This is a genomic window from Zoogloea sp. (assembly GCF_041908905.1).
Lineage (GTDB): Bacteria > Pseudomonadota > Gammaproteobacteria > Burkholderiales > Rhodocyclaceae > Zoogloea.
Map to the genome: position 1 here is coordinate 100,181 of NZ_JAYREK010000003.1, position 14,937 is coordinate 115,117.

Here is a 14,937-nt window from a genome sequence, read left to right on the forward strand (position 1 = left end):
ATCCGTGACCCATCTCCTGCGTCGTCCTACCTTCGAGTGGTTCGCGGTCACCGCGATGTGCGTGGTGATCGTGCTGCTGGCCGCGCTGGAAGGCTGGCTGTGGCGCATCGACCAGAGCATCTACGACAGCAGCCTGTCGGCCTTCATGCGGCCGCCGAGCAGCGACGTGGTGATCATCGCCATCGACGATGCGAGCCTGGCCAGCCTGGGCCGCTGGCCGTGGTCGCGGCGGGTCCATGCGGCGCTCGTCGACCGGGCCCGGGAGGCCGGCGCGCGGGCGATGATGATGGATCTGATCCTCGATACCCCCAGCCGTGACGATCCCGACGCCGACCGCCTGCTGGCCGACGCGATGCGCCGCTACGGGCAGGTCGTGCTGCCGGTGGTCCAGGCCTCCACCGGCGCGGTCCTTACCGGCGAGACGCGGCCGCTGCCGATCTTCGCCGAGGCTGCGGCCGCCATCGGCCATGGTCAGGTGGAGTTCGACCCCGACGGAGTGGCGCGCAGCGTCTATCTGTGGGAAGGCTTCGGCGCGGCGCGGCATCCGCAGCTGGCCCTCGCGCTGCTGAAGCGGGTGGACCCCCGCCATCCGCTGGCCCAGGGGCCGGCGCCGCTGAACGCGCAGCCCGATCACGGCCAGTGGATGCGCACCCACTGGCGGCGCATCCCGTTTTCTGGGGCGCCGGGCTCCTATCGGCATTTCTCCTATCGGGCCGTGCTCGAAGGCGAGGTGCCCGCCGACGAACTGCGCGGGAAGATCCTCGTCGTCGGCGTCACCGCCGCCGGGCTGGCCGAGTCCGTGCTGACCCCCACCTCGGGCCTGTCGCGCCCGATGGCTGGTGTCGAGGTGCAGGCCAACATCTTCGACGCGCTGCGCCGCAACGCCATGGTCGAGATGCTCCCGCCGTGGGTCTCCGCCGCGCTGGCCGTGGCGATGGTGCTGACACTGATGCTGATCCTGCTGTATGCGGACGCACGCACCGGCTTCGTCGCGCCCTTTGCCCTCGGGGCGCTGGCGATCGCGCTGTCGGGCGCCATGCTCCACCTCGGCGGCTGGTGGTTCGGGCCGGCCCCGGCGGTGCTCGGCTGCATGCTGGCCTACCCCCTGTGGAGCTGGCGCCGCCTCGAGTTCGCCCAGCGCTACCTGGATGCCGAGCTGATCGCCCTCGAACGGGAGGGCACCCCGCTGGGCGGTTCGCCGGGGGAGCACGAGCAGGCGGTGGTCGACGGCCTCGAGCAGCGCATCCGCATCGTCCGGCGGGCGGCCCAGCACCAGCGGGACGTGCGCCGCTTCATTGCGGGCACCCTCGAGCACCTGCCCATCGGCGTGGTCGTGATCGACCAGGCCAACCGGGTGATCCTCCACAACGAGCGCGCCCGCCAGCTGCTCCATGCCTTCCGCAGCGATGCCCTGCTGGCGGCGCTCCACGCGCTGCCGTGGCCGGCCTATGTGCCGATGCGCGACGGGTTGCCCGATCTCGGCGGCTCGGCGGGTTCGCGCCAGTTCGAGCTGTCGCCCAACAAGAACCGCCATCTGCTGGTGTCGGTGTCCGAGCTGGTCGGGGATGCCACGGCCCGCTCCGGCCGGGTGATCGGGCTGGCCGACGTGACGGTGATGCACGAGGCCCAGCGCAGCCGCGAGGACACCATGCACTTCCTGTCCCACGACCTGCGGGCGCCGCTGGCCTCCATCCTGACCCTCATCGACGGCTACAAGGGCTCGCCGGAGGGGCAGGTCGAGCAGATCCCGCGGATAGCCCGCTACGCCCGCTCGGCCCTCGATCTGGCCGATGGCCTGTTCCGCCTGGTGCGGGCCGAGGGTTCCGACCCGAAGGACTTCGTCGAGCTGGACCTGGCCGGTCTCGTCGATTCGGCGGCCGACGAGGTGTGGCCCCAGGCCCAGGCCCGCGGCATCCGCATTCAGGTGGACACCCGCGCCGCGGAGCAGGAAGAGGCCATCGTGCGGGGCGACTTCTCGCTGCTGCGCCGCGCGGTGATCAACCTGCTGACCAACGCCATCAAGTACGGCGCCGCCGACAGCCAGGTGTTCCTGAGCCTGTCGGCGGAGGGGCCGGACTGGGTGATCCGGGTGCGCGACCAGGGCGCCGGCATCCCGCCCGAGTCCCTGTCGCGGCTGTTCCGGCGCTTCTCGCGCATCGTCGACGAGGGGCGCGACCAGCCCAGCGGCGTCGGCCTCGGCCTGCTCATCGTCAAGACCGTGGCCGAGCGCCACGGTGGCACGGTCGAGGTGGACAGCCGCCCCGGGGAAGGGTGCACCTTCGCGCTGCGCCTGCCCCTGCGCGCCCTGGGGTAAGATCGCGACCGTCGAGTCGTGGCAATCCCGGACATGCATTTCAAGCATCTGAGATATCTGGCATTTGTTCTCGGTGGCCTGTGCACGGCGGCCGCCACCGGGGCATTGTTTTTGTATGCGAGCTTCGACGGTGCCCGCCTGGCGGCGGAGCTGAGTCAATTCACCAGGCAGCGCTACCAGCGCAGTCTGCGCTTCGAGGGGCCGCTCGAACTCTCCATGTTTCCCCGGCTGGTCCTGAAGGTGCCCCGGGGCAGCCTGTCGGGGCGCGCCGGCGAAGGAGACTTTCTGGCCTTCGAGAAGGCGACCCTCGGGGTGCGCCTGATGCCGCTGCTGGCCCGCCAGGTGGTGATCGAGCGGGTCGAGGTGGATGGCCTGCGCGTGGCGCTGCAGCGCGACCGCAGCGGCCGCCTGAATGCCGCCGATCTGCTGGCGCCGGCTGCCGAGGGCGCCGCACCGCTGGAGTTCGCCGCGGCGAGCCTGGCGGTCCGCAACGGCGCGTTGACCTGGAACGACCAGGCCAGCGGCCGCGCCCTGGCGCTCACCGAGCTCGATCTCGCCAGCGGCCGCCTCGCCGCCCGGGCCGAAGGCCACCTCGAGCTGAGCGGGCGGCTGACCCAGGCGAGCCCGGTGACGGACGTCCGCCTCAGCGCCGAATCCTCCTATCGCCTCGACCCCGACGCCCGCCCGGCGCAGCTCGACGCATTGCGGGCCGGGCTCCACGGCCAGCTGGCGGGCCAGCCCGACGTGGAGCTGGCGCTCAGCGTGCCGCGCCTGAAGCTGGCGCTGGAAGGCGCCAGCGCCGAATCCGTCGAGGCGGTGTTCAAGCAGGCCGGTCAGCAGCTCCGCGCCCGCCTCGGCAGCGTCGCCGCCCATGACGGCGAGTGGACTGCCGAGCGCCTGGGCACCGAGCTCGACTGGAAGACCCCCGCGGGGCGTCTCACCGGTACCCTGGTGGGCCGGGCCGGCTGGCACGAAGACGGCCGGACGCTCGAATTCACCGGCCAGGGCGACGAGCTGACCCTCACGCCGGAGGCTGGCAACGCCATCCGCAAGATCGCCCTGCGCACCGACGGCCGCCTCGATTTCACGCGGGGCAACGGGGCGGGCCAGCTCGAGCTCAAGCATGAGCTGGCTCATCTGGAGGGCCGCTGGAGCCTGCCGCGCCTGGCCCCGCTGGCGATCGGCCTCGATGCGGACGTCGACGCTTTCGATCTCGATCGCCAGCTGGCGGTCCGCAAGCCCGCCAAGCCCCGCAAGGGCGAGCCGGCCGACGATGCCGGGCTGCCGGTGGACCTGTCGGGGCTCCGCGGCCTCGACCTCGACGCCGAGATCCGCTTCGGCAGCCTCCGGGCCGGCGGGCTGAAGCTCGAGAAGCTGCGCCTGCCCGTGGCGGTGCACGACGGGCGTCTGGTGTCCACCGCCCACACCGCAACGCTATATGGCGGCGCCTTCGAGGGCAGCCTGAGCCTTGCCGCCGACGGCAACCGGATCGCCTGGCGGGCTTACCTGCAGGGCGCCGACGCGGCGGCCCTGGGGCGGGATCTGGCCGGCCAGGCGCCCTTTGCCGGCACCACCAACATCTTCGTCGACGTGACCACGGCCGGGGCCACCCGCGGCGAGCTGCGCAGCGGGCTGGCCGGGCTGGCGCGGGTGCGCCTGAAGGGCGGCACGCTGTACGGCTTCGACATGCTGGCCGCCCTCCGGGAGTGGCGTCCGGCGATCCAGGCCCGCCAGACGGCCACCCGCCGCCCCGGCGAGGGCGAGACGAGCGCCCTCGGTGAGCTGACCGCCGGCTTTGCGATCGACCGCGGCGTGGGCCGCAGCGTCGACCTGCAGGCCCAGGGCGGCCCCTTTGCGATCAGCGGCGGCGGCAGTGTCGACCTGGCCGCCCGGAAGATCGACCTGCTCACCCGGGTGAGCCTGGTGGCGCCGCCGGCTGGCCCGGAGGGGGCCGCGCTGGCCGCGCTGCGCGGCGTCGCGCTGCCGGTGCGGGTGCAAGGCCCCTTCGGACAGGCCGGGTGGAGCCTTGAGCCGGGGGCCCAGCCGGCCGCTGCGCCGGCCCGCCCGACCGTGACGGCGCCGGCCCGCCCGGTGGCCAGGCCGGCGCCGAAGCCCGCGCCAACCCCGCCGCCCAAGCCGGCTCCGGCTGCCCGGCCGGCCGCGCCCGCCGCCGAAGGCGGAGAATAGGGCGAGCGGCGCCTGTCCTCGCTGGCATGGTAGATTGCCGCAGCAGCGATACCGACAAATCCAGGAGACAGCATGACCCTTGCCAGCGCTTTCCGGGGCACCCTGAGGGTGCCCGCCATCGCCGCGCCGATGTTCCTCGTGTCCGGCCCGGCCCTCGTCACGGCAACCTGCCAGGCCGGCGTGGCAGGCACCTTCCCGGCCCTCAACGCCCGCACGCCCGAGGAGCTCGACGCCTGGCTCGGCGAGATCGACGGCGCGCTGGCCGCGGCCCGTGCCGCCGACCCGACGGCGCGGGTGGCGCCCTACGGCGTCAATCTGATCCTCCACCCCACCAACCCGCGCGTGGTGCCGGATCTCGAGGTGGTCTGCCGGCATCGGGTGCCCTTCGTGATCACCAGCCTGGGCCGTCCGGGGGAGGTCGTCGAGGCGGTGCATGCCTATGGGGGGCTGGTGTTTGCCGACGTGGTGCACGCCCACCACGCCCGCAAGGCGATCGCCGCCGGGGTGGACGGCATCATCGCCGTGGCCGGCGGTGCGGGCGGCCATGCCGGCACCCAGAGCGCCTTCAGCCTGGTGCGCGAGATCCGCGAGTTCTGGGACGGCATGCTGGTGCTCGGCGGCGCGATCTCGGACGGCTACGCGGTGCGGGCGGCCGAGGTGCTGGGGGCCGACCTGGCCTACATGGGCACCCGCTTCATCGCCACCCGCGAATCCATCGCCCAGGACGCCTACAAGCAGATGCTGGTGGACGCGGCGGCGTCGGACATCGTTTACACCGACGCGGTGTCGGGCACCAACGCCAACTTCCTGTGGCCCAGCCTCCAGAAGGCGGGTTACCGTCGCGAGGAGCTGGTGCAGGGCGTCGGCAAGGGCAAGCTCAAGCCGCTGACCGACGAGGCGAAGGCCTGGCGCGACATGTGGAGCTCCGGCCACGGGGTGGCGACCATCCACGATGTGCCCTCGGCCCGCGAGCTGTGCGACCGGCTGGCCGCCGAATACCGGGCCGCCTGCGCGCTGCCCCCCAGCCCGGCGGTCTGATCCGGGCATCGAGCCCGAGGGTTGACGCGGAAGGACGCGGCGGGGGCGGGCCGTTACACTGTGGTTCTGCCTGAACCGCCTCAGACCACCCATGAGCCCGTCCTCCGCGCCTTCGTCCGCCTTCCTCGCCGGCCGCATCTTCCTGCCCTTCGCGCTGGGCTATTACCTGTCTTACCTGCTGCGCACCGTCAATGCGGTGATCTCGCCCGATCTCACCGGCGAACTGGGCTTGAGCGCCGCCGACCTCGGGCTGCTCACCAGCACGTATTTCTTCGCCTTCGGGCTGGCCCAGATTCCGGTGGGGATCGCCCTCGACCGCTTCGGCCCGCGGCGGGTCGAGGCGGGCCTGCTGCTGATCACGGGGCTCGGGGCGGTGCTCTTCGCCACCGGCGATGGCCTGCCGACCCTGGCCAGCGGCCGGGGCCTGATCGGGCTCGGGGTGTCGGCCTGCCTGATGGGCGGGCTGAAGGGCTTCACCCTGTGGTTTCCGCGGGAGAAGCTGGCCTCGATGACCGGCTACATCATGTCCTTCGGGGCCCTCGGGGCGGTGACCGCGTCGGCGCCGCTGGAGGCGATGCTGCCCTTCATCGGCTGGCGCGGGGCCTTCTGGGCGGTGGCGGCGCTGAGTGCCGGCAGCGCCGCGCTTATCTTCTTCTCGATGCCCGACAAGGATGGCGGCCATGGGGGCGAGACCCTGCAGGAAGCCCTGCGCGGCGTCCGGGAAGTGCTGACGGCGCGGGAGTTCTGGGGCTTTTCGGGGCAGTCGGCGTTCTTCACCGGCGGTTTCATGGCCCTGCAGGGCCTGTGGGCGGTGCCGTGGCTGATGGAGGTCAATGGCTACAGCCGCGCGCTGGCGGCGGATCATCTGTTCTGGCTCAACATCGGCATGCTGGCGGGCCAGTTGTCCATCGGGGCCTGGGCGATGCCGCTGGCCCGCCGTGGTTTCACGCCGCTGCACATGATGCAGGTGGGGCTCTTCGTGAGCATGGGTGTGCTCGGCCTGATCGTTGCGGAGGTCGGCCCGACGCTGGTGCTGTGGTGCGTGCTCGGCTGCGTGTCGGCGACCGGGGCGCAGATGTACGGGGTGGTGGCCGGCCTGTTTCCGTTGAAGCTGTCGGGCCGGGTCACGACCTGCATCAACCTGATGGCCTTCGTGGGGGCCTTTGCGGTGCAGTGGGGCCTGGGCGGGCTGCTCGACGCGCTGCGGGCGGGCGGGATGGACGGGGCGCAGTCGCTGCGCGTGGCGTTCGTGATCCTGCTGGCGGCCCAGGTGGCGAGCTTCGTGCCGCTGGCGCGGGCGGGCCGCTACCAGCCCCGGCAGTCCTGACGGCTCGCGCTGCGGAAGGCGGGGTCGGGCGACGGACTGCGGCCGGAAAGACCGGGCAGGAAGAACAAAAGGCGGCTCGAGGCCGCCTTCTGCTTTGTGCTCCCGCCGCCGGGCGGGTGGTGCTGCCGCTTACTCGAAGGGCTTCGGCTGCGGGGTGGTGCTGGACGACGGCGGCAGGGTGGGCAGCTTGAAGCTGGGCTGCTTGCCGGTCAGGGTCTTCAGGAAGGCCACGATGCTGGCGTTTTCGTCGGCGGTGAACTTCTTGCCGAGCTGCAGACGGCCCATGGTGTCGACGGCCTGTTCGAGGGTGGCAGCTTCGCCGTCGTGGAAGTACGGATAGGTGAGCTCGACGTTGCGCAGGGTCGGCACCTTGAAGTTGAAGCGGTCGGCGTCCTTGCCGGTGACCGCGGAGCGGCCTTCGGCGGGGCTGGTGGCCTTGTACGGCTCGACCAGGCCCATCTTCTGGAAGGAGTTGCCGCCGACGGCCGGGCCGTTGTGGCAGGCCACGCAGCCGCTGTTCTTGAACAGCGCGTAGCCGGCGAGTTCCTTGTCGTTGAGGGCCTTCTTGTCGCCCTTCAGCCACTTGTCGAAGCGGGAGTCGGGGGTGACGAGGGTTTCCTCGAAGGCGGCGATGGCGGTGGTGACGCGGTCGATGCTGACGCCGTCGCTGCCGAAGGCGCCCTTGAACTCGGCGACGTACTGGGGAATGGACTTCAGCACGTCGACGGCGAGGTCGTGGGTGAAGGCCATCTCACCCGGGTTGGCGATCGGGCCGCCGGCCTGCTCTTTGAGGTCCTTGGCGCGGCCGTCCCAGAACTGGGCGAGGGAGAAGCGCGAGTTGAGCACCGTCGGGGAGTTGATGGGGCCCTTCTGCCAGTTGTGGCCGATGGAGGTCTTGAGGTTGTCGGTGCCGCCCATCGACAGGTTATGGCAGGAGTTGCAGGAAATGGCGCCCGACTTGGAGAGGCGCGGATCGAAGTAGAGCTTCTGGCCCAGTTCGACCAGCTTGGGGTTCTTGACCACGGCGGGCTGGATCGGGCTGATGGGCTCGTCGGCGTGTTTCGCGGCCCAGGCGCCCAGGCTGCCGGCGAGGGCGGTGATGGCAAGGGCAAGGTGGGAGATCTTCATCGCGGTACGTCCTCCTGATGACGGCAAGTCAATTGCAAATCAATGACATATCTAAATGGTCTGGCTGAGCTCATTTTAAATATGCATACATTAAACATACATTAATTGATATGAATTTTGACTTATGTCATGGAATGTGTCCGGGACTGCTGATGGGGCCGCGCGGGCGGGCGTGAACGGCCAGCGGGGCGTGCCCCGGTGTTCCGGAACACGCCCCGCTGGCGAGGGGTGACTGGGCGGCTTACTTGGCGGCTTCGGCGGGCTTGGCTTCGGCCGGCTTCACCTCGGCGGCCTTCTTGGCCTTCTTGACCTTGGCGGCGGCCTTTTTCGGGTGCTTGGCGGGCTCTGCCTTGACGGCTTCGGCGGGCTTGGCGGCATCCGCCGGTTTGGCGGCTTCGACCGCCTTGGCCGGTTCGGCGGCCTTTACGGCGTCGGCCTTCACCGCCTCGACCTTCTTTTCGACCGCGGCGTTCGCGGCGGCGGCAACGGCCGGCTTGACGGCCGGCGCGGCGGCGGGAGCCTGGGCAAAGGAGGCGGACGCGAAACCGGCGGCGATGGTGAGGGCGATGATCTTGTTCAGCATGTGCATTCTCCTTGAGAGGGCGGGGGGTGTTGATTTCGGGTGGCGTGATTGCCGGCCCTTGCATCGAACAACGCGCCCCCTCGGCGCCAGGTTGGCAGCGGAGATGTAAGCCTATGTTGGTTTGTAACCGGGCCCGCCGTCGCGGTCAGGGGTGTGGCGGGGTGCCTTCGCGCCGGGCCAGGATGAAGGCGGCGAGGCGCTTGTCGGTGAGCATGATGTGGTCCAGCAGCCAGCTGTTCAGAAAACCCAGCAGCGGGTCGGGCGGGGGCAGGATGCCGGCCTTGAGGTCGTCGCGCACGGCCATCACCCGCTGGGTGAAGCTCCGGTGCTGGGTCTGGTGGCGTTGGGCGTCGGACGCATTGGCGTGCTCGTACCCGCAGGCCTGCATCAGCGCCTCTTCGGTGTCGAAGTGGTAGAGGGCGTAGCTGAGGAGCTGCTGGGTGATGGCCTCGTAGTCGTCGAGGCCGGCTCCCTTGCCGAGTTTCTCGCCGGCTTCGTTGAGGGTGTGGACCAGGATCTTGTGCTGCTCGTCGATCTCCGGCACCCCGGTGGCGAGGCTGTCGTCCCAGACGAGGCGGGCGGGCGTGGGCATGGTGGTGGGCTCCGCTGCGGTCAGTGGTGCGTGGCGGCACGGGCGGCGGTCCAGCCCGGGTCGGGTCGGAAGCCTGCGAGCCAGGGGCCGAGGTGTTCCGCCGGGAGCGGTCGGGAGATGCCGTAGCCCTGCATCACATGGCAACCGAGCCCGAGCAGGGCGCGCACGTGGGCGAGGTTCTCGACGCCTTCGGCGACCACGTCCCGGTGGAAGGCGCCGGCCAGCCCGACGACGCCCTGGACGATCGCCAGGTCGCCCGGGTCGTCGAGCATGTCGCGCACGAAGGTCTGGTCGATCTTGAGCACGTCGGCGCGGAGGTGTTTCAGGTGGGCCAGGGAGGAATAGCCGGTGCCGAAGTCGTCGAGGGCGAAACGTACGCCGCGGCCCTGGAAGTCGGCGATCAGCTGGCCGACGGCGGCGACGTCCTCGAGGGCGGCGGTCTCGAGGATCTCGATCTCGAGGCGCCCGGGGTCGGCCTCGGCGTGCTCGGCCAGGATCGCGTCGAACTGGTCGGCGAAGCGTCCCCGCAGCAGTTGCCGGGCGGCGATATTGACGCTGATGCTGAGGTCGTGGCCGGCCGCCCGCAGCCGGGTCTGCTCGCGCAGCGCCTCGGCGATCACCCAGTTGCCGATGCTGACGATGACGTCCTCGTGCTCGATCAGCGGCAGGAACTCGCCGGGCATGCGCAGCCCGAGCACCGGGTGCTGCCAGCGCAGGAGCGCCTCGAGGCCGATCACGCGGCCCTGCCGGCAGTCCACCTTGGGCTGGTAGTGGAGGGTGAACTGGCCGTGCGCGAGGGCGTCCTCGATCTTGCGGATGAGGCCGAAGTTGGCGCGGGCGCGGGATTCCTGGGTCGGGTCGAAGAGGCTGAAACGGTTCTTGCCGGCCAGCTTGGCGGTGTACATCGCGTGGTCGGCGTGGCGCAGCAGTTGATCCGGGTCGACCGCGTCGATGGGGAAGACGGTGGCGCCGATGCTGGCGGTGACGCGCACCTCGCGGTCGGCGATCGGGTAGGGGATCGCCAGGGCGTCGAGGATGCGCTTGAGCACGGATTCGCACTCGCCGGGGGCGTTCAGGTCGCCGAGCAGCAGGGCGAACTCGTCACCGCCGATGCGCGCGGCGGTGTCTTCGGTGCGCAGGGTGTCCTTGAGGCGCCGGGCGACCTTGCGCAGCAGCAGGTCGCCGGCCGGGTGGCCGAGTTCGTCGTTGACCGCCTTGAAGCCGTCCAGGTCGAGGAGGCACACGGCCAGCCGTTCGCCGTGGCGGCGGGCGTGGGCCACGGCACGTTCGATGCGGTCGGAGAAGAGCGCCCGGTTGGGGAGGTCGGTGAGCGGGTCGAAATGGGCCTGCTGCTTGAGCCGGAGTTCCTGCTCGACCAGCGCGGTGACGTCCACCGAGACGCTCACCACGCCGTCGGGGCCGCCGTCGGCCATGGGCAGCCGGTGGGCGGCGAGGCGCAGCCAGCTCGGCTGGCCGTCGTGGCGGGTGACCCGCAGCAGCAGGGGCGTGGCGATGGCGGCGCCGCGCAGGACGTCGGCAACCGGAAAATCGTCGATGGAGCAGGGCGCGCCGGATTCGGTGCGGCAGTCGCGGGCCAGCGCGGTCCAGTGGCGGCCCGGCGCGAGCACTTCGGCGGTGGGAAACTGGCTGCGGCTGGCCGGATTGGCATAGACCAGGCAGCCGGCGTCGTCCCACAGCTGAATGCCTTCCTGCAGGGTCACCAGGATGGAGATGGCCCGCCGGCAGATCGGCACCGGGTCGGGCGGGACGGGGGTTGGGGAGGTGGCCACTGTGTCGCGCTCCTTGCCGTGGTGGATTCCAGCGGTCGTTCAGGGTGGTCGTGACATTTTTAACGGTTCCCCCCGGAAAGACTGAAGGGCCGGCGCGTCAGACTTCGGCCGGATCCACGTCCAGGTGCCAGCGCAGCGCCCGCGGTGGCTTGAGGGCCCACAGCCGTTCGCTCCAGGCGCTCAGGAAGCCCTGCAGGGCCGGCCGGGCAGGGGCCTCGACCAGCAGCTGGGCGCGCTCGCGGCGGGCCAGCCGGACCATGCGCATCGGGACCGGGTCGAAGACCATCACCCCGAAGGCCTGGGCATGGGGCAGGGCCTCGGCGCGGGCCGCCTTGAGCCAGTCGAGGGCGGTGCCCACCTCGTCGGCGGTGGCGCACAGCAGGGCGTTGGCCGCGAAGGGCGGAAAGTGGGCCTGTTTGCGCTCCTCGAGCTGCAGCGCGGCGTAGCGCTGGAAGTCGTGGCGGGCCAGGCACTGGTAGATGGGGTGGTCCGGGTACTGGGTCTGGACCATCACTTCGCCGGGGAGCTCGCCGCGGCCGGCCCGGCCGCCGACCTGCATGAGCTGCTGGAACAGGCGCTCGGGGGCGCGGAAGTCGGCGGCGAAGAGGGAGGAGTCGGCATTCAGCACGCCGACGAAGGTGAGTTTGGGAAAGTCGTGGCCCTTGGCCATCATCTGGGTGCCGACCAGGATGTCGGCCTCGCCGCGGCCGATCTGGTCGAGCAGGGCGTCCCACTGGCTGCGGGTGCGGGCGGCGTCCCGGTCGACGCGCAGCACCCGGGCGGCGGGGAAGCGCTCGGCGAGGGTCTCCTCGAGGCGCTGGGTGCCGCGGCCGAAGGGCTGGATGTCCTGGTCGCCGCAGTCGGGGCAGGCGAGGGGGATGGTGGCCTCGCAGCTGCAGTGGTGGCAGCGCAGGCGCCGGTCGGCCAGGTGCAGCACCATGTTGGCGGTGCAGTGGGGGCAGCGGCTGACCCAGCCGCAGGAGGGGCAGGAGAGCACCGGGGCGTAGCCGCGCCGGTTGAGGAAGATGAGGCTCTGCTCGCCCTTCTGCAGACGCGCCTCGACGGCCCGCAGCAGGTGCTCGGAGAGGCCGTGCTGGAGTTTTTCGCGGCGCACATCCACCGGGCGGACCTTGGGCAGCGTCGCCGCGACGGCCCGGCTGGCCAGCTCGACGCGCTTGTAGCGGCCGGTCTCGGCGGCGTGCCAGCTCTCGAGGGACGGGGTCGCGGAGCCGAGCACGATGGGCACGCTGCGCTGGCGGGCGCGCCAGATGGCGAGGTCGCGGGCGGAGTAGCGCACGCCCTCGTGCTGCTTGTAGCTGGCGTCGTGTTCTTCGTCGACGACGATCAGGCCGAGCCGCGGCAGCGGCGTGAACACCGACAGGCGGGTGCCGAGGACGATGTCGGCGCGGCCCTCCATGGCCTGCACGAAGCCCTGGGAGCGGGCGCCTTCGGCCAGCGCCGAGTGCAGGCTGACCACCCGCGCGGCGGGGAAGCGCCCGGCGACGCGCCCTTCGAGCTGGGGCGTGAGGGCGATCTCGGGGACCAGGATCAGGGCCTGGCCGCCGCTGGCGATGACCTGCTGCACGAGGCGCAGGTAAACCTCGGTCTTGCCGCTGCCGGTGACGCCGAACAGCAGGAAGGGCTGGAAGCGCCCGAAGGCTTCCGAGAGGACGGCGACGGCGGCCTGCTGTTCGTCGGTGAGGAGCGGGGCGCCGGCCATCTGCGCCGGGTCGGCGGCGGCGCCGGGGGCGATCCAGCCGCGCTTGAGGGCGTCGGCGACGGCGCTGCCGTGGTGCTCGCGCAGCCACTGGCGGCGGGCGGGGCCGTCGGCGTCGAGGGCCCGCAGCAGGGCCAGGGCGCGGCTCTCGCGCTTGCTGTCGGCGAGGGCCTGGCGCCCGGCGGGGCTGAGTTCGAGGAGCGGGTCGGCCTCGGCGCCGGCGACGGCGTCGGCCCGGCGCAGGCGTGGCGGCAGGGCCATCGCGACGACCTCGCCGAGGGGGTGCTGGTAGTAGCGGGCGGTGAATTCCACCAGGGCCAGCCAGTCGGCGGGCAGGGCCGGCGCTTCGCGCTGGATCGCGATGACGGGCTTGAGGCGCTCGACCGGCAGGTCGGCGGCGTCGGGCAGGGCGACGATCAGGCCGGTCTTCTCGCCGCGCCCGAAGGGCACCCGCACGCATCGCCCGAGGTCGCCGGGGGCGATGTTGTCGGCCGTGTAATCAAAGCATCGGGGCAGCGGAACGGGCAGCGCGACGCGGACGATGGCGGGGCTCATGGGCGGTGTGTCGGGGGCTGTGCGGTCGGGGGCGAAACGTCTTGCTTTTCAGTGTCTTGGGGTGGTTTCGTGAAGTGTTGCAGCGGAAACGATCCTGAAACCCCTGGTGCGGTGCGGGTATTTGGCCTTGTCCACAAAATCTGTGGATAACTTTGTGGGAAACGTGGGTAAAGTGCCTCGAAACCCGCTCGCAGCAAGCCTTCCGCCTGCTTTGCCTAATTCCTGAACAAAAATAATTTTGTTTAAAAACAATGAGTTGATGAAAATCGGGGCGCTTGGGGAAGGGCGCTGTAACCTGTCCGAAACACGGGCGCTTGCTGTGTACAAGTCAAGCCCCAGCCGACAAATTTTTTGCTTGACGGGGGCCCTTCAGCCTCTGCGGTTTTACGGGCCCCGAAACAAAAGGGCCGGCGCGGGCCGGCCCTCGCGGGTATTACCGTATCACCGCCCTCAGGCCTGGCTGCGCAGCTGGTGGCTGTAGCTGTGGACGGTGTCCACCAGCACCGAGACGTTCTCGGGCGGGGTGAACTGGGAGATGCCGTGGCCGAGGTTGAAGACGTGGCCGGGGTGCGGGCCGTAGGCGTCGAGCACCTTGCGGGCCTCGGCGGCGACGGCCTCGGGGCTGCCGAACAGCACGGCCGGGTCGAGGTTGCCCTGCAGCGCGACCTTGTCGCCCACCAGGCGGCGGGCGGCGCCGATGTCCACCGTCCAGTCGAGGCCGACGGCGTCGGTGCCGCAGTCGGCGATGTCGGCCAGCCACAGGCCGCCGCCCTTGGTGAACACGATGCACGGCACGTGCTCGCCGTCCTTCTCGCGGGTGAGGCCGGCGACGATCTGGCGGATGTAGGCCAGGGAGAACTCGCGGTAGGCGTCATGGGCCAGCACGCCGCCCCAGGAGTCGAAGATCATCACGGCCTGGGCCCCGGCTTCGATCTGGGCGTTGAGGTAGGCGGTGACGGCCTGGGCGGTGACGCCGAGGATGTGGTGCATGAGGTCGGGGCGGCTGTACAGCAGGCTCTTGACCTTGCGGTAGTCGTCGGAGCCGCCGCCTTCGACCATGTAGCAGGCGAGGGTCCACGGGCTGCCGGAGAAGCCGATCAGCGGCACCGAGTTGTCGAGGGCGCGGCGGATCTCGGCGACGGCGTCCATCACGTAGCCGAGCTCGATGTTGGGGTCGGGCACGGCGAGGTTGCGGATCTCCCATTCTTCCTTCAGCGGGCGCTCGAACTTGGGGCCCTCGCCTTCGGCGAAGTACAGGCCCAGGCCCATCGCGTCGGGCACCGTGAGGATGTCGGAGAAGAGGATCGCGGCGTCGAGCTTGTAGCGGGTGAGCGGCTGCAGGGTGACTTCGCAGGCCATGCCGGGGCTCTTGCAGAGGTCGAGGAAGCTGCCGGCGCGCTTGCGGGTTTCCCGGTATTCGGGGAGGTAACGGCCGGCCTGGCGCATCAGCCAGAGCGGGGTGTAGTCGGTGGGCTGGCGCAGCAGCGCGCGCAGGAAGGTGTCGTTCTTCGGACGGCTCACTTGGAATCCTCGGCAGGCGGGACCGCACGGGGCGGCAAAGCCGGGATTATCCGCTTTTTGGGAAGTGGGGAGTAGGACATGGGAAACGGGGGCGGGGGGGGGGCGGCCCCCCCCCCGCCCCCCCCCCCCCCCCCCGGGCGGGGGGCCCCCGACACCCGGGGGCGCCCCCCCCCCCGGCGCCAACC

Annotated in this window: 10 protein-coding genes; 4 read left to right on the forward strand and 6 right to left on the reverse strand. The window is 71.0% G+C overall.

Annotated elements, in window-relative coordinates; genetic code table 11:
- The first annotated feature begins 4 nt into the window (after positions 1–4).
- The 4 genes from ACE3OU_RS03700 to ACE3OU_RS03715 all read left to right on the forward strand — a co-directional run bounded on the left by ACE3OU_RS03700 (position 5) and on the right by ACE3OU_RS03715 (position 6,866).
- Positions 5–2,314 (forward strand): CHASE2 domain-containing protein, encoded by a 2,310-nt coding sequence (locus ACE3OU_RS03700; RefSeq protein ID WP_374240191.1) that lies wholly within the window; start codon positions 5–7, stop codon positions 2,312–2,314.
- A gap of 33 nt (positions 2,315–2,347) precedes the next feature.
- Positions 2,348–4,501: an AsmA family protein gene (locus ACE3OU_RS03705; protein WP_374240192.1), complete on the forward strand. Its 2,154-nt coding sequence runs from the start codon at positions 2,348–2,350 to the stop codon at positions 4,499–4,501.
- A gap of 72 nt (positions 4,502–4,573) precedes the next feature.
- Positions 4,574–5,539, forward strand: a complete 966-nt coding sequence (locus ACE3OU_RS03710) for an NAD(P)H-dependent flavin oxidoreductase (protein ID WP_374240193.1) — start codon at positions 4,574–4,576, stop codon at positions 5,537–5,539.
- 91 nt (positions 5,540–5,630) lie between these two features.
- Positions 5,631–6,866 (forward strand): MFS transporter, encoded by a 1,236-nt coding sequence (locus tag ACE3OU_RS03715; protein ID WP_374240194.1) that lies wholly within the window; start codon positions 5,631–5,633, stop codon positions 6,864–6,866.
- A gap of 129 nt (positions 6,867–6,995) precedes the next feature.
- On the opposite strand, the gene ACE3OU_RS03720 is transcribed toward ACE3OU_RS03715, so the two are convergent.
- The 6 genes from ACE3OU_RS03720 to hemE form a co-directional block, all read right to left on the reverse strand.
- Positions 6,996–7,994, reverse strand: a complete 999-nt coding sequence (locus tag ACE3OU_RS03720) for a cytochrome-c peroxidase (protein WP_374240195.1) — start codon at positions 7,992–7,994, stop codon at positions 6,996–6,998.
- Positions 7,995–8,235: 241 nt separating this feature from the next.
- Complete coding sequence (locus ACE3OU_RS03725) at positions 8,236–8,577, reverse strand: amine oxidase (protein WP_374240196.1); 342 nt, start codon at positions 8,575–8,577, stop codon at positions 8,236–8,238.
- Between the two features lie 145 nt (positions 8,578–8,722).
- Complete coding sequence (locus tag ACE3OU_RS03730) at positions 8,723–9,169, reverse strand: bacteriohemerythrin (RefSeq protein WP_374240197.1); 447 nt, start codon at positions 9,167–9,169, stop codon at positions 8,723–8,725.
- A gap of 20 nt (positions 9,170–9,189) precedes the next feature.
- A complete protein-coding gene (locus ACE3OU_RS03735; RefSeq protein WP_374240198.1) occupies positions 9,190–10,959 on the reverse strand; it encodes a putative bifunctional diguanylate cyclase/phosphodiesterase in 1,770 nt (589 codons plus the stop codon).
- A gap of 97 nt (positions 10,960–11,056) precedes the next feature.
- Positions 11,057–13,231 (reverse strand): primosomal protein N', encoded by a 2,175-nt coding sequence (locus ACE3OU_RS03740; RefSeq protein ID WP_374240199.1) that lies wholly within the window; start codon positions 13,229–13,231, stop codon positions 11,057–11,059.
- Positions 13,232–13,681: 450 nt separating this feature from the next.
- Positions 13,682–14,752 carry a uroporphyrinogen decarboxylase gene (hemE, locus tag ACE3OU_RS03745; protein WP_374240200.1) on the reverse strand — a complete coding sequence of 357 codons (1,071 nt, stop codon included), beginning with the start codon at positions 14,750–14,752 and terminating at the stop codon, positions 13,682–13,684.
- Between the last annotated feature and the right edge of the window lie 185 nt (positions 14,753–14,937).

What these genes read in the sequence shown, in the direction of transcription:
- ACE3OU_RS03705 (WP_374240192.1), top strand. Translation starts at nt 2,348, where the DNA reads ATGCATTTCAAGCATCTGAGATATCTGGCATTTGTTCTCGGTGGCCTG.
- ACE3OU_RS03710 (WP_374240193.1), top strand. Translation starts at nt 4,574, where the DNA reads ATGACCCTTGCCAGCGCTTTCCGGGGCACCCTGAGGGTGCCCGCCATC.
- ACE3OU_RS03715 (WP_374240194.1), top strand. Translation starts at nt 5,631, where the DNA reads ATGAGCCCGTCCTCCGCGCCTTCGTCCGCCTTCCTCGCCGGCCGCATC.
- ACE3OU_RS03720 (WP_374240195.1), bottom strand. Translation starts at nt 7,994, where the DNA reads ATGAAGATCTCCCACCTTGCCCTTGCCATCACCGCCCTCGCCGGCAGC.
- ACE3OU_RS03725 (WP_374240196.1), bottom strand. Translation starts at nt 8,577, where the DNA reads ATGCTGAACAAGATCATCGCCCTCACCATCGCCGCCGGTTTCGCGTCC.
- ACE3OU_RS03730 (WP_374240197.1), bottom strand. Translation starts at nt 9,169, where the DNA reads ATGCCCACGCCCGCCCGCCTCGTCTGGGACGACAGCCTCGCCACCGGG.
- ACE3OU_RS03740 (WP_374240199.1), bottom strand. Translation starts at nt 13,231, where the DNA reads ATGAGCCCCGCCATCGTCCGCGTCGCGCTGCCCGTTCCGCTGCCCCGA.